The organism is Dyadobacter arcticus, assembly GCF_011762185.1.
Classification (GTDB): domain Bacteria; phylum Bacteroidota; class Bacteroidia; order Cytophagales; family Spirosomataceae; genus Dyadobacter; species Dyadobacter arcticus.
Map to the genome: position 1 here is coordinate 1,052,829 of NZ_JAASQJ010000002.1, position 20,164 is coordinate 1,072,992.

General features: G+C 43.3%; 16 protein-coding genes. 11 read left to right on the plus strand and 5 right to left on the minus strand.

Going from position 1 to position 20,164, the window contains the following annotated elements:
* Positions 1 to 137: 137 nt before the first annotated feature.
* The 3 genes from FHS68_RS12230 to FHS68_RS12240 form a co-directional block, all read right to left on the minus strand.
* Positions 138 to 1,508 carry a HAMP domain-containing sensor histidine kinase gene (locus FHS68_RS12230; RefSeq protein WP_167270354.1) on the minus strand — a complete coding sequence of 457 codons (1,371 nt, stop codon included), beginning with the start codon at positions 1,506 to 1,508 and terminating at the stop codon, positions 138 to 140.
* The gene (locus FHS68_RS12235; protein WP_167270356.1) at positions 1,505 to 2,182 is read right to left on the minus strand and encodes a response regulator; all 678 of its coding nucleotides are present in this window, start codon (positions 2,180 to 2,182) and stop codon (positions 1,505 to 1,507) included. The genes FHS68_RS12230 and FHS68_RS12235 overlap by 4 nt, the downstream gene beginning before the upstream one ends.
* Positions 2,183 to 2,391: 209 nt before the next feature.
* Positions 2,392 to 2,949 carry a DinB family protein gene (locus tag FHS68_RS12240; RefSeq protein ID WP_167270358.1) on the minus strand — a complete coding sequence of 186 codons (558 nt, stop codon included), beginning with the start codon at positions 2,947 to 2,949 and terminating at the stop codon, positions 2,392 to 2,394.
* Between the two features lie 229 nt (positions 2,950 to 3,178).
* Between FHS68_RS12240 and FHS68_RS12245 the strand changes: the two genes are divergently transcribed.
* The 3 genes from FHS68_RS12245 to FHS68_RS12255 are packed head-to-tail and all read left to right on the plus strand — an operon-like array spanning position 3,179 to position 6,636.
* Positions 3,179 to 3,796 (plus strand): DUF4136 domain-containing protein, encoded by a 618-nt coding sequence (locus FHS68_RS12245; RefSeq protein ID WP_167270360.1) that lies wholly within the window; start codon positions 3,179 to 3,181, stop codon positions 3,794 to 3,796.
* Between the two features lies 1 nt (position 3,797).
* Positions 3,798 to 4,457 (plus strand): hypothetical protein, encoded by a 660-nt coding sequence (locus FHS68_RS12250; protein ID WP_167270361.1) that lies wholly within the window; start codon positions 3,798 to 3,800, stop codon positions 4,455 to 4,457.
* Positions 4,458 to 4,488: 31 nt separating this feature from the next.
* A complete protein-coding gene (locus FHS68_RS12255; protein ID WP_167270363.1) occupies positions 4,489 to 6,636 on the plus strand; it encodes a hypothetical protein in 2,148 nt (715 codons plus the stop codon).
* A gap of 53 nt (positions 6,637 to 6,689) precedes the next feature.
* Here FHS68_RS12255 and pheA read toward each other — a convergent pair whose 3' ends face one another.
* Together pheA and FHS68_RS12265 are read right to left on the minus strand one after the other, a co-directional pair.
* Positions 6,690 to 7,763 (minus strand): prephenate dehydratase, encoded by a 1,074-nt coding sequence (gene pheA, locus FHS68_RS12260; protein ID WP_167270365.1) that lies wholly within the window; start codon positions 7,761 to 7,763, stop codon positions 6,690 to 6,692.
* Positions 7,764 to 7,799: 36 nt separating this feature from the next.
* Positions 7,800 to 9,671 carry a DNA topoisomerase IV subunit B gene (locus FHS68_RS12265; protein ID WP_167270367.1) on the minus strand — a complete coding sequence of 624 codons (1,872 nt, stop codon included), beginning with the start codon at positions 9,669 to 9,671 and terminating at the stop codon, positions 7,800 to 7,802.
* Positions 9,672 to 9,942: 271 nt separating this feature from the next.
* On the opposite strand from FHS68_RS12265, the gene FHS68_RS12270 reads away from it, so the two are divergent.
* Genes FHS68_RS12270 through FHS68_RS12305 form a run of 8 tightly spaced genes read left to right on the plus strand, consistent with a single transcriptional unit; the run spans position 9,943 to position 20,153 of the window.
* On the plus strand, positions 9,943 to 12,468 hold the full coding sequence (locus FHS68_RS12270) for an SLBB domain-containing protein (protein ID WP_167270369.1): 2,526 nt from the start codon (positions 9,943 to 9,945) through the stop codon (positions 12,466 to 12,468).
* Entirely contained in the window at positions 12,468 to 13,547 is a 1,080-nt protein-coding gene (locus FHS68_RS12275; protein WP_167270371.1) for a hypothetical protein, read from the plus strand. The genes FHS68_RS12270 and FHS68_RS12275 overlap by 1 nt, the downstream gene beginning before the upstream one ends.
* 1 nt (position 13,548) lies before the next feature.
* Entirely contained in the window at positions 13,549 to 14,385 is an 837-nt protein-coding gene (locus tag FHS68_RS12280; protein ID WP_167270373.1) for an ABC transporter permease, read from the plus strand.
* Between the two features lie 16 nt (positions 14,386 to 14,401).
* Positions 14,402 to 15,661 (plus strand): ABC transporter ATP-binding protein, encoded by a 1,260-nt coding sequence (locus tag FHS68_RS12285; protein WP_167270375.1) that lies wholly within the window; start codon positions 14,402 to 14,404, stop codon positions 15,659 to 15,661.
* Positions 15,654 to 16,736 carry a DegT/DnrJ/EryC1/StrS family aminotransferase gene (locus FHS68_RS12290; protein ID WP_167270377.1) on the plus strand — a complete coding sequence of 361 codons (1,083 nt, stop codon included), beginning with the start codon at positions 15,654 to 15,656 and terminating at the stop codon, positions 16,734 to 16,736. The genes FHS68_RS12285 and FHS68_RS12290 overlap by 8 nt, the downstream gene beginning before the upstream one ends.
* A gap of 4 nt (positions 16,737 to 16,740) precedes the next feature.
* On the plus strand, positions 16,741 to 18,789 hold the full coding sequence (locus FHS68_RS12295; protein WP_167270379.1) for an ArnT family glycosyltransferase: 2,049 nt from the start codon (positions 16,741 to 16,743) through the stop codon (positions 18,787 to 18,789).
* Positions 18,790 to 18,795: 6 nt separating this feature from the next.
* Complete coding sequence (locus FHS68_RS12300) at positions 18,796 to 19,494, plus strand: WbqC family protein (protein ID WP_167270381.1); 699 nt, start codon at positions 18,796 to 18,798, stop codon at positions 19,492 to 19,494.
* 2 nt (positions 19,495 to 19,496) lie between these two features.
* A complete protein-coding gene (locus FHS68_RS12305; RefSeq protein ID WP_167270383.1) occupies positions 19,497 to 20,153 on the plus strand; it encodes an acetyltransferase in 657 nt (218 codons plus the stop codon).
* Positions 20,154 to 20,164 lie beyond the last annotated feature (11 nt).

A 20,164-nucleotide genomic window follows, 5' to 3' on the forward strand; every position in this document is an offset into this window, starting at 1 on the left:
ACCTAACTCAATTTAACTTAATACAGTTTCTCTTTGATTTTTTCGCGCAGCAAGCGGATGACCCGGAATTGGCTGATTTATGCTACAAAAAACATTTATGGGTGTTAAAGGAGCATTAACACAGAATTAAAAGAAAATTAAAATGGCTGGAATTTGAGGACAAATGTGGTTCCGCTGCCTAATGTGGACTCGACCTCGATACTGGCACCCTGCATGTTGATGATGCGTTTGGTAAGGGCGAGCCCTATGCCGTAACCGGGCTTGCTGATGGTGTTTGTACTTCTATAAAATGTATCAAAAATGTAGGGGAGTTCCTGCGGCGATATTCCGATACCTGTGTCTTTAAAATAGATCCTGATGAAATTGTTTTTGATTTCCAGGAAAATATTAACGGTCCTGTTGCCCGAGTACTTGCAGGCATTATCCATGAGGTTGATGAACGCGGTGCGCAACAAACTCTCGTCCGCATACCTTTTCAATTGTTCCTCGTCATCGGGGATTTTATCGTAATGAATGTGAACTTCGTAACCCGGGTTTTTTTGCTGGATGGAGGCTTTGGCCTGCCAAAGCACTTCGTCAACCCGGATTTTTGAAAAGCTCAGTTTGAATGCATTTTCGTCCGTCCGTGCCAGTTCCAGCAACCTGCTTACCAGCTCGTTCATTTCCTTTGCTTCTGCCCAAACGCCTTTCAATGCATCTTCATACTCATGTACCGATCGCTCTTTCATCAGGCTTAGCTCCGCCTCGCTCATGATGAGGGCCAGCGGCGTACGCAGCTCGTGGGAAGCATGCGATACAAAGTTCTTCTGGGCTACAAATGCAATTTCAAGCCGCGTCAGCATTTGGTTGAATGTCTCTGCCAGGAGTGCCAGCTCGTCCTTTTCTCTTCCAACAGTCACCTTTTCATGCAGGTTACCTGCCGAAATGTTGTTTACCTGATCAATAATGTCTGAAACCGGCTTGATGGCATCATTGGAAAACTGCCAGCCTGCCACGCCAACCAATACCAACGACAGCAGCCAGCCTATGACCAAAATTTCACGCAACCGCTTCAACGCATTCATTCCCTGGTAATCATCCGCAGTCACCACCACCACCCAGGGCTTGCGGTGATCCTGCAAAATGTGCCGTATGATGATCATTTCACGTTTCCGGTATTTGTCATGTACCTCTTTTCCCCTTCTCGCCTCATTAAGCAATGCTTTGGAAAGGATGAAATTTTCGTTTCCGCTGATAAAGATTACCGAGTCAGCACCGTCGTAAATGGTTATTTCTTCGTCAAGCAGAATGGTTTTATTCTCTTTTTCAATCTTTTCAATGTCCGCCTTACTGATCCCGGTACTAGCTTCCACCAATTGTGCCACCGTCTGCCCGCGTTCGTTCAGAAAGGTATAAAACTGTCTCTCACGGTACTGATCGTAAAAAAAATAGATCGACAAGCAAAATAGGGCCATAATCGACCCTACCAGCATGGTAAAAAGAAGTGTAAGACGGGACTTAATGTTCATTCCTCCTTGAAAATATAACCCATGCCGACGACGGTGTGGATCAGCTTGCTAGGATAATCCTTATCCACTTTTTTTCTCAAAAAATTGATGTAAACGTCAATAACGTTGGTACCCGTATCGAAACGGATGTCCCACACCTGCTCAGCAATGTCAACACGGGAAACGACCCTGCCCCGGTTTCTCATTAAATATTCGAGGAGCGCGAATTCCTTCGCAGTGAGGTCAATGCGGTTACCGGATCTCCGCGCCACTTTTTCGTCGAGGTTCAGTTCCAGGTCTGCAAGTGCTAAAACCTGGCTGGATTGTTCTCTGGAATTATTTCGCTGCGACAGCACTTTGATCCTGGCAATGAGTTCCCGGAATTCGAACGGCTTCACCAGATAATCGTCTCCGCCGGCTTCAAAACCGTCCAGCTTATCGTCAATGGTACCCAATGCGGTCAGAAACAAAATTGGGGTGGAAAGTCCGTCGTGCCGGAGTTGCTTGGCGAGGTCATAACCATTCAATAAAGGCAGGTTAACATCCAAAACAATAACGTCAAACCGGTAATTAGACGCCATCTTCTTGCCAACCTGCCCGTCATAGGCGAGTTCAACTTCCCAGGACTGTTCTTCCAGTCCGCGCTTCAAAAAGCCGGCTAGCTTTGGTTCGTCTTCAACAATTAATATTTTCATAAATGAAGCTCTGTTCGTAATGCTAATGTTGCGAAGAATTTCATGTAAAAAAAAGGCTGTCCGAAGCATCGAACAGCCTTTTTATTTATATCCACACCATTAGAACATTGGTATATTTTGAAATACCGTATTCTATTATAATGCAAAATAAGAAATTTAAACAATAAACAATAGGTAATTCTGCATTTACACGAAATTTCATACAAGTATCAATAATAGTCGGCGCCGCTGTCAAATTCCGAACGGTCATCGAAAGCACCGAAGTCATCTTCCGCCAACCGCATTCCTTTTATCGCCTTCTTTATCAATCCGACCTGTCCTGCATGGTACACGTCATGATGGATAACTCCGTGAATCATTGTATAATATGAATAATCCCTGCCCGGGACAAACTCTTCCAGAAATGCGTCACTTTCTATCTTTTCGAGTTCTGAAATCAATTCTTCCTGAGATAGGCTCAGTTCCATCTGAATAGCTTCCCACTCAAATTCGTCAACGATTGGAATCTTTTTCCAGTCCTTATCCTCAGTTTTGATATCGAATTCCACATCACCTTGAATCTTACGCACCACAAATATCCGCCAGGTGGTCATGTGATAGACAATTTCTGCAATCGAATGCGTATTGGTGCTCAATCTCACTTCGGCCATTTTCGGCGTGACATCTCTCAAAGCTTCCACCACGGAAGGACCATACCATGCTTCCTCACTTTCGTAGGTGTCGTTCAGTACATCTATAATTCTTAAAAGCTCTTCTTTTGTCTCCATATTTATTTGTGTAAGGCGCTATGTTCCGTTCGTTCAAATCAAAGAAAATCGTAAATATCTTCTCCTCATTAACTTCAATTTTTATCCTCAGGCAACCAATTTTCTGATATAGTGGTCACGTAATCGTCCATATATTTAAAACTAAAAATTGAACCATGATATGGCCAAATATAAAATGTTCAATTTCAATTTTCGTTTAATTAACAAATTTTAAATACAAGATCTAAAAATGTTAAAAAAAGCCTCAACATTCGCTCTGTTAGCAATCACCCTTGGACTGGCCTCCTGCTCCAAGGACCCGATCGGCGATCTTTCAACCGAGGAATCGCTCGTATATGTTACCAATCATGATAAATCAGCCAACTATACCCAGTACAAAACATTCAGTATAGTCGATTCGGTACTTATTGTAGAAAATGATCGTTCAGGAACTTCGCTGGACGATATCGACAGAAGTCTTCTGCAACGCATTATCACCAACATGCAAAGTCTGGGTTACACCTATGTAAGCCCCAAAAGCAAACCGGATGTGGGTATCAATGCATCCTGGATCACAAACACTTACCTGAATGCAGTTTCGCAGCCAATTTCCTCCTACTATGGCGGTTATTGGGGTGGCGGCGGCGGATATGGCTACGGCTATCCGAGTTACTACTCTTATTACGAAACCAGCGAAAGTTACTGGCTCATTTCCATGGTGGATTTCAAGCATCCCAATACCACTGACAAAACCTATAATGTTGTCTGGGACGCTCAGATCAGGGGCGGAGGCATTGGTGATTCACAATATATAGACAAAATGGTCGATTCAATCTTCGGCCAGTCAGGTTATTTAAAAATAAATTGAAATGAAAAAAGCGATCGTTATCATAGCCCTCGTTCTTGCCGGTTTTTCCGGGTTTGCGCAGGAAGCACCAAAGCTTTACACGCTTCCCTCACCATTTGACCGCTACACCCATTACCTGGCCACCGCCCGCTTGATGGGTGCAATGCCAATAGGTTCATTTGCAGATTCTTACATTGACAAAGCTTCGTTTCAAAATGCCTCTGTTTCGATTGAATGGGTGCTTAGAAATTCGCCGCTTTCGATAGGCGGTGAGATTGGGTCTACTTATTTTCAGAAAAAAATCCCGAGAGCACTGTACCAAAACGGGGACGAAACGGTTTCGGCAGTGCAAACCAGGACCCTGTCACAATATCCAATTGAGCTTTTTGGAAACTACCATCTCCTCGGCAAAAATTCCACCATTCAGCCTTATGTTCAGTTAAGTGGTGGAGTTAGCATTGTAGATTATACCTTATATTACGGCAGTCTTACGACTCAGCATCAAAAAGTGGCTCCCAAATATGGGGTGGGCGTAGGTTCCAAATTTTTATTCAAAAAAGACGGCTCATTCGGAATCGACGTCCGGGTGAAATATGACGGAACTTCCTACAAGCATGAATACATCGAAAAGGGCGTTTCCTCAGTGAACGGCTCGGTAGGTGTTTTCTATCGCTGGTGGTAATCATCGGATTGTGGTACGAAAAAACAATATTTTGTCAAAAACATCTCTTATCTGGATCAGCGGGATCCTGATTTTCCTAACCGGTTCGGGCATTTGGGCCTGGAACCGGTTTGGTCCTTCAGATAAACACTATTACGCTGAAATTTCCACGGCTCTCCCCATTGCCCAAACGCTCGACTCTTCTTCGCATGCCTGTGACCTTGTCATACGCCGGTACCGGCAAATAGGAAAGGAAATGCAGTTTGAACTGGCATCGAATGCTGGCGGGTTGGCGCCTTACAATGTCGAGATTTCTCAAAACGAAAAAGTACAGGAGTACAAGCAGCTCCCACACCGTTACGGTACCTGGCTGACCATATCTGAGGTAAATCTTACATCCGGACCTGCGAAAATCAAGGTAACTAGCCTGGGACTCTCTGGTTGCGAAACGACGGCTTCATTCAACTTCGACACTGCGATCCAAAATGAAATTCCCGACGCCAAAACCTGGGTTCGTCATGGTAGCAAGGATATTTTTCTGGACGTGCGGCCGGTAACTCGAAATGGCAAATTTTACCTGAAAGATTTCGCAAACTATGAAGACGGACGGACCAAAGTCATCATGATCGATGGCATTGGCGTAAAAGGCATGGAAAACGGGATCGAGGTTCAACCCGGATTTTTATATTCGATCACCGCAAGATGGATCGATGCACCTTATAATGATTGGTGGAATGAAGTTAAGAACCGCTCGGTTCGCCAGCAGAATATCTGGATTTCCGGTCCATCAGGCAAAGTGACTAACCAGAAGCTAACCAAAATTGAGATACCTCAATGGTTTGCACCTGCGCGTGGATTGAATGTTGATTTTGATACCAAATTCCCTGAATTTAAGCCGATTGAAGGCAAGCTGGTAATGCAGTACCGGATGAATGCGGATGTACCCTCTGCCAATTACTACAATCGCGGTATATCTTATCTTTTCAATGGAGAAAGCAATTTGCCCCCTGCGAAAATGCATTATACTGCCACCCCCAACTATTTTAATGATAAAGACGCAAAATGGTTTTCAGCGCTTTCAAAACAAGAGGTGGAAGCATTGGCTGGTGTCCCAGGATTTGGCGTCTATGCTTATGATTTCGAGTTTTGGAACCAGCAATATTCTCCGGAAGTCCGTCAGAGGCTGATCTGGTTTTCTAAAGTAATCCGTAAAAATCATCCCCAGATGCATTTGATGGATTATTGGGGAGGCGGTGCCTATACTAACCCGCATATCAACACATTAGGCGGTGCAAATGCAAAGGATTTTATCAAAGATTATGAGAATCCGAAGGCTAATAACTCTAATTTCGATCCGCTGCCGAATGGAGAAAGCTTTCAGAATATTTTCAATACCACACCCATCGACGTTTATCCTAAACCGATGTTTGGGATGGATGAGCAGGGAAACTCTCCCAATAACTTTGTCCTGCTCTCAGCTTTACATTCCCTGCGGATTAATAAGCTGATACCTTACCAGAAAAATAATAAATTCATTTTTTACGGCTGGAACCGGTATATGCCGTTGTACAAGGATCCGATCGTTCCCTGGAATTATCAGCTGACAGAGCCGAAGGGCGAACTGGTCATGAATCAGCTTGAAATGATGCCTGCCAGCCAGGCGCTTGGCTTTTCACTTTTCTCATTGGTTCTTTTCGACGGCTACTACTTATGGCACGATGGCGGCCCGAGCGGTCGCGGCTCTAATGCTTATCAGATTTCAAAGGATGCACCTGGCTGGGGTTATGAATGGTATCCGGCAGATGGAAAGACTCCCGATAGTGAAATTGGCAAAAACGCTCCCCGAAAAAATTCGCCTACATATTGGGATTTCCCGACCGAATTTTATTCTCTGGGTAATTGGATGGCAAAACAGGTGGAAGACGTAATTGTGGGCGGCACTAATAAAGACTTACCGTTTCAAATGGATGGGAAATGGATTGAACCTAAAAAAGAACAGGCACTCTTGGCGATCGACAAAAAACAACCATTTATAACGTCTGTTACCAAAGGCGATAAAATTGTTGTGCTTGCGATTGATTCGTTCCAATCCCCTACCGCAAACCAAACGGTAAAAATAAAACTGCCCGACGGCTCAGAAGCGACTATTGAATTGTATGGAAACTGGCCTTCGTTGTATCGGGGAACATTAAGAAAATAACAATAAGGAATACTTCAAAAAAGGCTCACAGTGAATGCTGCGGGCCTTTTTGCTTATGAGATTCTGATATAACTGCCCAGCCATTTGAGATGTGTCCCATATTTCTGCAAAATTTCCTGCACGGGAATATCGTCCCGATGGCCAAGGAACTCCACCAAAAACCATGTCCGAAATGCGGCTTCTCCGCGCAATGGCCTGCTTTCTATTTTTGTTAGATTTATTCCGCGATCGTTAAAATCTTTCAGGAATTCATAAAGTACCCCCGGACGGTTGGTATTGGGCAAATTGGCAATGATGGTTGTTTTATCGTCGTCGCTTTTAATGTTGACGAAGTCCTTTGCCAGTATCAGAAACCGGGTGCGGTTTTGATCACTGTCCTCAATGTTGTCAAAAAGAATAGGTACCCCAAAAAGCCTGGCTGAAATCGACGAGCATATAGCTGCTGCATCCGGATCCTCGGCAGCCATTTTAGCAGCTTTGGACGTTGATTCAACGGGAATCAGTTCAATGTCCATAGCTTCCAGATATTCGTGGATAAACTTTCCGCATTGCCGGAATGCAATGTCTTTTGAGTAAATCCTCCGGATATTTCGCAACGTGTCCGACTGAGAAGCGAATGTGAAATGTACCTGAAGCAATACCTCAGCCACAATAGACAGGTTTTTTTCCCGCAGAAAATCGACTGTTTCGATGACAATACCTTCCTGATTATTCTCAATAGGAACCACGCCGAACTTTGCGCGGCTGGTTTCCACACTTTCAAAAACAGAATGAATGGTGGGTAACACCAGATATTCGCTCATGCCGCCAAAGCGACTTTCTGCTGCCTGATGTGAAAAACTTCCTTCCGGCCCCAAATAGGATATTCTTTCGGGCAGTTCCAGATTACGGGAAACGGCAAATATTTCAAAAAATATAGCATCAATGGCCTGACGCGTCAGAAGACCTGTATTGCGCTTTTCAAGTCGGTCGAGTATTTCCTTTTCTCTTTCGGGGCGATAAATGATCGATTGCGACGAACGCTTCAACTCTCCAACCTTTTTAACCAGCTCCATGCGCTCGTTTAAAATGCTCAGTAGCTGATCGTCGAGTGTATCTATTCTGTCTCTTAAATTCCGTAACTCCACAGGGAAATTTCTAAATAATTGATTTGACAAAAAACATTAGCCAGCCAAAGCCAACTCTTCCACATTCTTCTCTACCTTAAGGTTATCAATGATAAAACGCTGTCTTTCAGGCGTATTCTTACCCATAAAATAACTCAATAATTTCTGTATCGAAGTTTCCTTCTGAAGAATTACTGGCTCCACATGCATGTCCTCCCCGATAAATTGCCCGAATTCCTCAGGTGATATTTCCCCCAGCCCTTTGAAACGGGTAATCTCAGGTTTGCTTCCCAGCTTATTTATGGCTGCCTGTTTATCTTCTTCGGTATAGCAGTAAAAGGTTTCTTTTTTGTTACGCACCCTGAACAATGGCGTTTCAAGGACAAATAAATGGCCATTTCGAACCAAATCCGGGAAAAATTGAAGAAAAAATGTCATCAAAAGCAACCGGATATGCATGCCGTCCACATCCGCGTCGGTAGCAATTACAATCCTGTTAAAACGAAGATTTTCGACACCATTCTCAATATCCAGGGCATGCTGTAGCAAATTAAATTCTTCGTTTTCATAGACGATCTTTTTGGTAAGCCCGAAGCAATTTAAAGGCTTGCCCCGCAAACTGAATACCGCCTGCGTCTGAATGTTCCGCGATTTGGTTATTGATCCACTGGCCGAATCCCCTTCTGTGATAAATAAGGTAGTTTCGTAACGAAACTCATTTTTAAGGTCTGTGAGATGTAACCTGCAATCCCTGAGCTTTTTGTTATGAAGGTTTGCCTTTTTTGCCCGGTCATTTGCTAGTTTTTTAATCCCTGCCAATTCTTTGCGCTCCCGCTCGGATTGTTCGATCCTTTTCTTCAAAGCATCCCTGGCCTCGGAGTTCATATGCAGAAAGTTGTCTAGTCTTTCTTTAATAAAGTCGTTCACAAAGGTGCGGACAGTTGTGCTGTTGGGATCTGGTGTGATGGTATTGGAGCCTAATTTGGTTTTTGTTTGAGATTCAAATACCGGTTCCTGAACCCGGATCGCAACTGCGGCTATGATGGACGAACGAATGTCCTCAGGCGCGTAATCCTTATTGAAATGTTCTCTCACCGCTCGCACAACCGCTTCCCGAAATGCAGCCAAATGCGTCCCGCCCTGCGTTGTATATTGCCCGTTGACAAACGAATAGTATTCTTCCCCATACTGATTACCGTGGGTCATCGCAAACTCAATATCCTCCCCTTTCAAATGTATGATTGGGTATCTCAAAGAATCTGCGTCGGATTTGCTACGCAACAGATCAAGTAACCCGTTTTGCGAAATGTATTTTTCACCATTAAAATTGATGGTCAATCCTGCATTTAAGTAACAGTAATTCCAGATCATGTTGTCCAGGTACTGGGGTATGTATTTGAAATTTTTGAAGATCGTCGCGTCCGGTTCAAATGCAATGTGGGTACCATTACGCTGAGTCGTAGCTTCTTCACCTGATTCATTCAGGAGACCGCCCTGATGAAATTCTGCATTTTTCGTTTTCCCATCCCGAAAAGACTGTACTTTAAAATACTGCGAAAGCGCATTTACAGCCTTCGTTCCAACCCCATTTAACCCAACCGATTTTTGGAAAGCCCCCGAATCGTACTTACCACCGGTATTAATCTTAGAAACGCAATCCACGACCTTTCCGAGCGGAATACCCCGGCCATAATCCCTCACTTCCACCTTATGCTCCGTAATTTTTATTTCGATGGTTTTGCCATTGCCCATCATGTGTTCATCGATGGAATTATCTACGATTTCCTTCACCAGCACATAAATTCCATCATCAATAGACGACCCGTCACCCAGTTTTCCAATGTACATTCCTGGCCTGAGACGTATGTGCTCTTTCCAGTCCAGTGACCTGATGCTATCCTCATTGTATTGAACGTTTGAACTTTCCATATATATAAATATTCTTTTAACCGGAATTCTGATTTTAAATATTGTATTTTAATAATTTTAGATTTTTATCGTTACGCTGTTATAACTTTGCACAACAGCTGCCTGAGAGCCGAAAAATAGAAATTGTTTAAAAATAGGAAAAATCTAATTTACTTTGCCTTAATATACACATTCAAAAACAAGGCATACTCCGGTCTCAAATTCAAAAATTCTAGTCTTACACATAGTTTTTAAGAATTTAAAGCATTTCAATAGTACAATAATTCTTCATATGAACAGATTCAAATTGGCTAAAAGTTATAAATCTCTACTTCCCTATTTTTTTTGTTTAATCATTGCCCTACCCACTTTTGCACAGGTAACACCAACAGCTCCTTCTACACAAGCCCCTTCCTCAACAGGTAATCAGGGGAACACGCAACCGGGAGCGCCAAGAAGCAATAGTGCGGGAAATACGCAAGGAAATCAGCCCGCCAGTTCAAACTCATCGCAATCAACCCAGCAACAAGGTACTCAACAAGGTACCCAGCAACAAGGCGACTTACAGCAAAACACAGATAAGGGAAAGGCCGCCGGTGATCCGGCTGTCCAAAATACAGAAACTGGCAATGAGCAAAGTAAAACAAACCAGAATACGACAGGCACTTTAAGCCCGGAAGAGCAACAAAAAGAGACATTACGGCAACGTATATACGGCTATTCTATTTTTGCTAACAAAAATCTGGATCTGATTCCTGATTTACAGATAGCCACACCCACTAATTATGTGGTTGGCGTCGGTGACGAACTAAATATTTTCATTTACAATTACGCGGAAAGCTCTTACGAAGGCATTGTGAATAAGGACGGTAACATTGTTATAACCAGGCTTGGGCCGGTTCACGTTGCTGGCCATACGATCGAAGAGGTACGTAAAATACTGATTGACAAGTTCTCGAAATTCGTACCTGGCCTGCTTGGCGGTGGCGGAGCGACCGCCCGTACCAAATTAATGGTCACGCTTGGCGCGGTCCGCTCCATAAAGGTATTTGTTACCGGAGAAGTTATTAATCCAGGGACTTATGTCGTTTCCTCGCTCTCATCTGCATTTAACGCGCTGTATCAGGCTGGTGGCCCAAATGAAATTGGATCTTTCCGCGATGTACGTGTAGTGCGCGATGGTAAAGTTGTGGCGCATATGGATGTCTACGATTACCTTTCAAATGGTAAGGTGGACGGAGATATTCGCGTACAAGATAATGATAACATTGTAGTCGGATATTATTTGAAGAGGGCGGAAATAACTGGGATGGTTAAACGACCTGGGATTTACGAGTTGAAGCCCGAAGAAAAACTGGGGGATATGCTCCGTTATTCAGGAGGTTTTATGGACAAGGCGTACAGGGCCAGACTTAAAATCCAAAGGGTAACTTCCAAAGAGCGGAAACTTCTCGAGGTTTCAGAAGATAATTTTGGCACTTTTGAAGTCGCTACGGGTGATTCAATTGGTGTTGAGACTGTACTTGATCGTTTCGAAAACCGTGTAACCGTTGAAGGTGCCGTCATGAGGCCCGGGGACTATTCGCTGGATAGCAGTCCATCCTTGAAGAAATTAATTGAAAATGCGCAGGGCTTACGCGAGGATGCCTTTGTAGGTCGGGTAAGCGTATTGCGTACCCGCGACGACCTTGTGATCCAAAGCATACCCATCAATTATACCGACATTATCAATAATACAGCACCAGATCTGATCCTGACCAGGCTTGACCAGGTCATTATACCATCGAAATTTGAAATGGCGGAGGCTTCTTATGTAAGTGTTGAAGGAGAAGTGAACAACCCGAGAATTGGTGAAAATGAAGGTAAGTTTCCTTACACCATCGACATGACGCTTGAAGATGTACTCGTACAGGCAGGTGGATTGAAGGAATCGGCTTATACAACCGAGGTTGAAGTCGTAAGACGTAAAAGAAATAGCATTGCAGGTGCTGCGAACGCACAGATTTCAGAAGTCTTTAAATTTGATGTCAGCAGGGACCTTTCACTGAACAGCAAGGCCTCCGGGTTTCCGCTGTTTCCATTTGATCAGGTAATTGTTCGTAAATCGCCCAATTATGTGGAACAGCAAACCGTATTCGTCGAAGGCGAAGTGCTCGTGAACGGGCCTTATACCATCGTTAATAAGAATGATAAAATCAGTGATATCATTAAAAGAGCGGGAGGCCTCACAGATCTTGCCTACCCCGAAGGGGCTACATTGCTTCGGAGGACAATGGTTAAAAACCTGGAAGAGCCTACTGATTATGAACAAGCTGAGGTCACAGAACAAAGCATTAAAAAAGGTACCATTATTGGCGATACCCCCAATGTGAAGGAGGAGAAGATTGGTATTGTGCTCAAAAACATTCTGAAAAACCCGGGTTCATTTGAAGACCTTATTGTTCAGGAAGGCGACATTATCAGGATTCCCAAACGTTTGGAAACGGTTCAGGTTGCCGGTTCTGTGCTGTATCCGACGTCGGTGAAGTACGGAAAAGGAATGACTTTCTCAGACTATATCTCTCAATCGGGCGGTTTTACGACGCAATCCCTCAGAAAAAGCTCTTATATCAAATATCCTAACGGAAATATTGACCGTACAAGGCGGTTCCTGTTTTTTAATGTCTATCCAAGAGTTGAACCGGGCTCAGAGATTTTCGTTCCGATGAGAGCAGCGCCAGCATTGAATACGCAGCAAACCATTTCAACAGCCACAGGCCTGTTGAGTTCAGTAATGGGATTAATCGTCACAGTATTAGCTTTCCGCTCCATCAGATAATGTCCGCAACAATCGCACAACCACATCAGGTTCCAGAAGACGAGTTAACTCCCAAGGAGGTAGTCGAGAAAGTACTCGTAGTTAAAACTGCGATATTTCGAAATTGGAAACTGATATTGCTATTGCCTATCATTGGTTTCGGGATCGGGTATGGAATGGATACATATCTGAAAAAGCCGAATACTTACGAAGCCAATGTCGTATTCAACCTTGGGGGCGGAAGCCAGGCCGCAGGTTTTGGTGACGTCGCTGGCTTACTCGGCCTTGGCTCAGCACCCGACGCGAATATCTTCACCGGGGAAAACTTCTTTTACTTTGTAAAATCTCGTCCCGTCCTTGAAAGAAACCTCATGAAGGAAGTCGATGTTCACGGGAAAAAGGTTATCCTGGCAAACTTCTACATTGATTCTAGTGGTATTAAGATTTCAGATTGGAAAGATAGACCTGACCTGCAAACATTCCAGTTTCAAGACAGGGATCTTAAAAAACTTGATATGAAATCCAGGATTGTGCTCAACATGATTGTGCAGAGAACGGGAGAGGTAACTGAAATAGCAGCATTGGACCGTAAATCCTCATTTATTATGCTTGCTACCAAGATGGAAAATGAGACCCTGGCCGGATTGTGGGTTACTACCCTTTTGAAGACGGTGGAGGAAATGTATACAGAGAACCAGACTCAAAAAACAAGAAAAACGCTTCGTCTCCTCCAACATCGCGCCGACTCTCTGGCCTCTGTGCTAGGGATTGCTGAACACAGGCTCGCCAGGCAGATGGACTACAGTCAGCAAATTATGCTGCCTGAGGCCAAGGTTTCTACAAATAGCATGGAAAGAAAATCTTCATTTCTCCAACAACTTTATTACGAAGCGATGGCCAATGCAGAAAAAATGCGTGTGTCCCTTGTCCGTGAAGCTCCTCTTTTTACAGAAATTGAGGGGATCAAGGTTCCTTTGGATGTGAAACGTGAAGATCAAAGAAACTCAAAAATCGGTGCCCTTGCGGGACTAATGATAGCGCTGATCCTTACTTATTTCAGGACCGTTTTCACTACTGTTCCAAAAATAGAAAGGGCATAAAATGGCGACTGTTCAGCACACAACTACGATAAAGGCAGGAGGTTCCGAAAAAGACTACTGGAAGGACCTCTGGTTGAACCGCCAGCTCTTGTGGATCCTTTCCAAGAGAGACATTTCAGTTCGTTACAAACAAACTTTACTGGGGGTTGCATGGAGCGTATTGAGACCTCTAATGACTATGATGGTCATGGTTTTTGTTTTTAGCTATCTGGCCAAAATACGGAGTGATCCGGGCGTTCCGTTTCCATTGACCGTTTTGGGAGGACTTACCATATGGACCTTTTTCTCGAGCACATTTCAACAGATCAGCAATAGCATTCTGATTAATTCCAACCTGGTTTCCAAAGTCTATTTCCCAAGGTTGCTGATGCCCTTGAGTTCAATTGCCGTTGGATTTGTGGATTTTCTGATCACGTTCGGAATTTATGTGATCATGACTATTTTCTTCAAACACCCGATAGGCTGGCAAATCGTATTTCTTCCTTGCTTCATTTTACTTACATTTATTACCTCAATGGGTTTCGGCCTGTTTTTTGCAGTGTTAAATGTGCGGTTTCGTGACATCGGTCAGTTGATCCCGTTTTTGGTGCAGGTAGGAACATATGTCTGCCCCGTTTCTTACAGCGGAAGACTGGCGCACGGCACTTGGTTTGAAAAATATTATAATTTGAATCCCCTGGTTGGGATCATCGATGGATTTCGATGGTGCCTGCTTGGAGATGAGTCCTATTTTAATCCACAAAGTTTGTACTCAACGGCAATAATCTCCTTTTTGATATTGATATTATCTTTGGTTTATTTCCGTAGAAAAGAGAAAACTTTCGTGGATCATATCTGAACAATAATACTTGGGCATGCCTGTAATTGTAGCTGAAGACATCAGCAAGAGATATATCATCGACCACCAGCGAAAGAATGGTCCATCTAGCCTGCGAGATATCGTGACGGATCAGATGGACAAATGGTTTTCTGGAAAGAAAGATAACTCCGGTTTTGCTGAAAAAGAGGAATTCTGGGCACTTCGGGATGTCAATTTTAGCATAGATCAAGGTGACCGTATAGGAATTGTGGGTCACAACGGCGCAGGAAAATCAACGCTCCTTAAAATACTAAGCCGTATTACCGAACCTACTACCGGCCAGATCAAAATCGAAGGCCGGATTGCCAGCTTACTGGAAGTAGGAACTGGTTTCCACCCGGAATTGACAGGGCGCGAAAACATCTTTCTCAATGGAGCGATTCTGGGAATGTCCAAAAATGAAATCAAACAATCATTTGATGCCATTGTAGACTTTGCGGGCGTTGAAAAATTCCTGGATACTCCCGTAAAACGATACTCTTCCGGAATGTATGTAAGGCTGGGTTTTGCAATTGCAGCTCACCTTAACCCCGAAATCCTGATTGTAGACGAAGTTTTGGCGGTTGGAGATACGGAATTCCAAAAGAAGTGTCTTGGGAAAATGCGGGATGTGTCCGAAAGTGGCAGGACATTGATATTTGTAAGCCATAACCTTACAGCCATCCAGGCACTTTGCAATAAATCCTTTTACTTCGAAAAAGGCCGGTTAATCGAGCAAGGGGAAACAACCCATATTGTTACAACTTACCTTAGTAAAGTTTCCCACAAAATGCTGGATAAGCATTGGGATAATATAGAAAACGCCCCAGGAACTGATCAGGTCCGCGTAAAAAGATTTAAGATCTTCCCTGAATATCAAGACGATCTCAACCATATTGACGTCAGGACCCCTATTAATTTCCAGTTCGAATTCTGGAATCTTGTAGAAGGTGCCAATATCAATTTAAGTATGCACTTATACACCTTTACCGGTGAATGTATCTTCAATGTCGGTACCCAATCGGAGCCATTTGCAAAAGGACTTGTGAGTGGGGTTTGCGAAATACCTGGAAACTTCCTCAATGACGGCTCTTACGTTGTGTCGATGATGATTGTCAGGGATACCAGTACTGTTTTGTACAATATGGAAGAAGCGCTCGTATTTGATGTTGAAGATTATCGTGAAAATGTTACCTGGTATGGCAAATGGCCTGGTTATATTCGCCCCCAACTTAATTTTTCCATTCGCCAAACTGAACACGTAGTGAATGATTAACGTCACTAAAACCTTTTTACCAGATCAGGAAGAATATCTGCAGTACGTCCGGGAAATTTGGGAGCGCGGATACCTTACGAATAACGGGCCTGTCCTTCAAAAGCTCGAAACTCAATTAAAAGATTACCTCAAGGTCGATCATTTATATTTTTGTGGAAATGGCACGATCGTTCTTCAGATCGCCATTAAAGCATTGGAAATAACGGCTGAAGTGATTACTACCCCTTTTTCCTATTGCGCTACTTCCAATGCTATTCTCTGGGAACATTGCACGCCCATTTTTGTTGACATTGATCCAAAAACTTTTAATATCAATGCAGCGCTGATAGAAAATTCTATTACGCCTGCTACTACCGCTATATTGGCCACGCACGTATACGGTAATCCTTGCGACATTGAGGCGATTGAAGTAATTGCCAAAAAGCACAACTTAAAGGTGATTTATGACGCGGCCCATGCATTTGGCGTAACTTATAAAGGCCGCTCTTTGCTATCATTTGGTGATATCAGCACCTGCAGCTTCCACGCTACAAAAGTCTTTCATACCATTGAAGGAGGTGCGTTGATTTCCAATCATCCCGAACTGGACCGCAAACTGGATATGCTCCGCGCGTTCGGACATTCAGGCGACGAACATTATTTATTTGCGGGTATCAACGGTAAAAACTCTGAGTTTCATGCGGCAATGGGATTGGTCAATCTTCCGCATGTGCCTAAAATCATCCAGGCCCGCAAAGCGGTTTTCGATGCTTATGACAACCTTTTAAACTGGGATATTCTTTTCAAACCGACTATTAGCCAGGATGTTGAGTACAACTACGCTTATTACCCTGTCGTTTTTCCATCCGAAGAAGTGATGTTCAAAGTAATGGATGCTTTACGTGTTGAAGAAGTTATTCCACGAAGGTATTTTTATCCGTCGCTAAACACCCTTTCTTTCATGCCCAAACAAATTGCCTGCCCTGTTTCGGAAGATATATCGGTAAGAGTGTTAAGTTTGCCATTATATGTCGGTCTTCCTTACTCAGATATTGAGCGGATAGCGGGCATTATCAATGGTCACCTATTACCGTAGTCGAATGGTGCTTCTTTACTGGCTATCCTTTTTGCTTTTTTTATACGGCATTGGTTTCGTTGCAAAAAAGATTTCTCAGCCTTCGCTGACCGAATGGATCATCACCTGCTCCATTTTATTTGCCGGAAGTGTCATACCTACCGGATTTGTACTGTCTGCACTTGATCTGACAGCCAATATTTTTGCCTGGATAACAGGCACCTACATTACATTGCTTATTCATTACTTCTGCTGGTCCTATCTGGTCAGGGAGAACCAATCCTTCTCCGTTAGAAAAATTCTGGCCAACCGGGCGACTACATTTCGTCTCTGGACAAAAGAGCTATCTGTTTATTTAAAAACAATATTCATCATCATGTTCGGTACACTTGCAGTGATTGCGGTGACCAATCTGGTTTTAGTGTTTTTTACAATCCCAAATGAATGGGATAGCATGACAGGTCATTTGAACCGCGCGATCCGGTACATTCAGCGGAGTACGATGGAACATTTCGGTGGTACAAACTGGAATATGGATACTTATCCTAAAAGCCTGACTACCATTCAGATATACAGTTACCTGATCAGCGGTAAAGTTGAAAATGCATTCAAGCTGATCCATCATCTCTCCTATTATGTTACGCTGGTAGCCGTCTTTGGAATTGCGCAGCGCATTGGCAGAAACTTGTCAGCCAGCTTTTTTTGTGCATTGGCTTACAGCATATTCCTGGATTTCCTGATGCAGGCAGTAACAACAGAAACGGACATTGTAATGACCGCCTATCTGAGCTGCCTTCTTTACTTTCTTTTTACTTATTACACAACAAGGCAAAACCGATATTTATATCTGTCGGGGATGGCATTTGGCATCGTTTTCGGCCATAAAGTTACATTCGTGCTTTTGCTGCCGTCGGTTTTTGTGATCATGCTTTATACCGTTTTCCTTGCTCCGGATTTGAAGGTTTTTTTCAACAGGTTTTTGAAACTGGCTGTTTCGATCTTTATTGCAATGCTTATCTATACATTCCCAACCGGATACATCAAAAACATCATGGTCTTTGGGCATCCGATCGGCCCTCCTACCTCGCTAAAACATCAGTCCATAGAACGGGCAGGCCCATTATCCAATTTATTTGAACAGGGAAGCCGGAATGTGATTCGGTATGCCTATGAATTTTTCAATTTGGACGGGATCCGTAATGCCCAATGGGGTTACGATTTGAATACTACCATAAGAAAGCCTATCGCGATCCTGGAAGAAAAGATGCATATGCGTCTGGATGAAGAAACTGATTTTTCCATTCTGCCATTTTCAATGCAGAGGCGGTTTAATAATTATAATGCGAATCCCTATTGGGGCATTTTTGGATTTGCATTGATATTGCCGCTTGTTCTCCTGGTATTCATTCGTGTTTTTCGATCCAGGGTGCATTGGTTTCTGGCGCTGGCGTTTTGCCTGCACTTTGCGGCGCTTTCTTATTCAGCACCTTATGATCCTTTTAAAGGAAGATATTTTATTGAAACCGGTTTGTTCGGCGTGCCTTTCCTTTTGCTTTTATTTTCGCATCACCGGTTATCCATTACAAAACCCAGGCGCAATGTCTGGAAGGGCTATATTCTCATCATTGTCGGGTTAGCCTGTATTTCTGCGGTCATGTCTGTTTATCTCAACATCCGCTGCCTGCCATTTCCGGCTTACGGTTATGAGTCTGCGCTTTCAGCAAAACGCATTCAGTTTCAGACGTTTGCCCGGCCGGATATTACCAAGGCTTATGAGAAATTTGATTCACTGGTTCCTCAAAACGCTACGGTGGCCCTTGCGACAATTAATGACGATTTCGAATACCCTTTGTACGGGGCAGAACTTACGCGCCGGCTGATCACGATTCACCCGTTTGAAAAAGGTTTGAAGCCGATACCCAAAGACGCTGACTATCTTTTTTATGCAAGAAGCGTAATTAATGATACCAGCAAAATCAAAGCCCTGCCAAGTGATATCCGCCTTGGATCCGACACAACTATGACAGGCCTGGATGTGAAAGGCGAGGATTATTACCTCCGGAAACTTAAATAACAGCCCATGACGATTGCCATTATGCAGCCCTATATTTTTCCGTATATTGGCTATTTTCAGCTCATTAATGCGGTTGATAAGTTCATCATTTACGACGATGTCAATTTTATCAATAAGGGCTGGATTAACCGAAATAACATCCTGGTTGGCGGCAATTCCCATCTTTTTACAATTCCATTGAAGGACGCCAGCCAAAATAAGCTGATCTATGAAGTGGAATTGGCGCGAAACGACCCGTGGCAGAAAAAATTTCTAAAAACCATTCAGCAGTCTTACCAGAAAGCACCATATTATCAAAAGGTTTTTGTTCTGATCGAAGAAATTGTAAATTTAGAAGTTCAAACTATTTGTGAACTGGCTCTTTATGCCATGTCAAGGTTCTCTGCGGCAATGGAAATTGAGACTCAAATTACCCCCTCTTCGACGATATATAATAACAAGCACCTGAAGGGACAGGAAAGAATTCTGGATATCTGCAAACAGGAAAATGCCAGCCACTACATTAATCCGATTGGAGGAATGGAGTTATATGATAAAGGCAGATTTGAAAACGAAGGAATAAAACTTGACTTCATGAAGAGTGTTTCAAGCCCTTATCCCCAATTTAAAAATGCTTTTGTACCTTGGTTGTCAGTTATCGATGTGCTGATGTTTAACAATCCTAAGGAAATCAGGAAACAATTAGAGGCTTACCAACTCATTTAGGAATGGCGAAAATTATCATTTTTGGAGTACTCGATACCGCTGAATTAGCACACTATTATATCACACATGACTCAGAGCATGAAGTAGTTGCTTTTACTATCAATCGTGAATATCTAGAAAATGAGTCGTTTAAAGGTTTGCCGATTGTTGCGTTTGAAGATGTAGAAAATTTGTTTCCGCCAGCCGAATATTCCTTTTTTGCGCCTATGACCGGTCGCAATATGAACCGGAACAGGGAAGCAATTTACAATCAGGCGAAGTCAAAAGGATATCAGTTTATCTCCTATGTCAGTTCCAAAGCAACTCTTTTTGATAATGTGATCGGGGACAATTGCTTTATTCTCGAAGACAATACCATTCAACCGTTTACCACCATCGGCAATAATGTGGTGATGTGGAGCGGTAACCATATCGGCCACCATGGTCAGATCAAAGACCACATATTTTTCACATCACATGTTGTTCTTTCCGGGCATTGCCTGGTCGAATCCTATTCATTTTTTGGAGTGAACAGTACCATCCGCGATTATACGACTATCGCGCAGGGCACATTGGTAGGTATGGCGTCGGCCATAACAAAAGAAACAGAAGAATGGGGAATATATATCGGGAATCCTGCCAAGAAGGTTCCCGGCAAACTTAGTCATGAAGCTTACTGACGAATTGATAG

What these genes read in the sequence shown, in the direction of transcription:
- FHS68_RS12230 (WP_167270354.1), bottom strand. Translation starts at nt 1,508, where the DNA reads ATGAACATTAAGTCCCGTCTTACACTTCTTTTTACCATGCTGGTAGGG.
- FHS68_RS12235 (WP_167270356.1), bottom strand. Translation starts at nt 2,182, where the DNA reads ATGAAAATATTAATTGTTGAAGACGAACCAAAGCTAGCCGGCTTTTTG.
- FHS68_RS12240 (WP_167270358.1), bottom strand. Translation starts at nt 2,949, where the DNA reads ATGGAGACAAAAGAAGAGCTTTTAAGAATTATAGATGTACTGAACGAC.
- FHS68_RS12245 (WP_167270360.1), top strand. Translation starts at nt 3,179, where the DNA reads ATGTTAAAAAAAGCCTCAACATTCGCTCTGTTAGCAATCACCCTTGGA.
- FHS68_RS12250 (WP_167270361.1), top strand. Translation starts at nt 3,798, where the DNA reads ATGAAAAAAGCGATCGTTATCATAGCCCTCGTTCTTGCCGGTTTTTCC.
- FHS68_RS12265 (WP_167270367.1), bottom strand. Translation starts at nt 9,671, where the DNA reads ATGGAAAGTTCAAACGTTCAATACAATGAGGATAGCATCAGGTCACTG.
- FHS68_RS12270 (WP_167270369.1), top strand. Translation starts at nt 9,943, where the DNA reads ATGAACAGATTCAAATTGGCTAAAAGTTATAAATCTCTACTTCCCTAT.
- FHS68_RS12275 (WP_167270371.1), top strand. Translation starts at nt 12,468, where the DNA reads ATGTCCGCAACAATCGCACAACCACATCAGGTTCCAGAAGACGAGTTA.
- FHS68_RS12280 (WP_167270373.1), top strand. Translation starts at nt 13,549, where the DNA reads ATGGCGACTGTTCAGCACACAACTACGATAAAGGCAGGAGGTTCCGAA.
- FHS68_RS12285 (WP_167270375.1), top strand. Translation starts at nt 14,402, where the DNA reads ATGCCTGTAATTGTAGCTGAAGACATCAGCAAGAGATATATCATCGAC.
- FHS68_RS12290 (WP_167270377.1), top strand. Translation starts at nt 15,654, where the DNA reads ATGATTAACGTCACTAAAACCTTTTTACCAGATCAGGAAGAATATCTG.
- FHS68_RS12295 (WP_167270379.1), top strand. Translation starts at nt 16,741, where the DNA reads ATGGTGCTTCTTTACTGGCTATCCTTTTTGCTTTTTTTATACGGCATT.
- FHS68_RS12300 (WP_167270381.1), top strand. Translation starts at nt 18,796, where the DNA reads ATGACGATTGCCATTATGCAGCCCTATATTTTTCCGTATATTGGCTAT.
- FHS68_RS12305 (WP_167270383.1), top strand. Translation starts at nt 19,497, where the DNA reads ATGGCGAAAATTATCATTTTTGGAGTACTCGATACCGCTGAATTAGCA.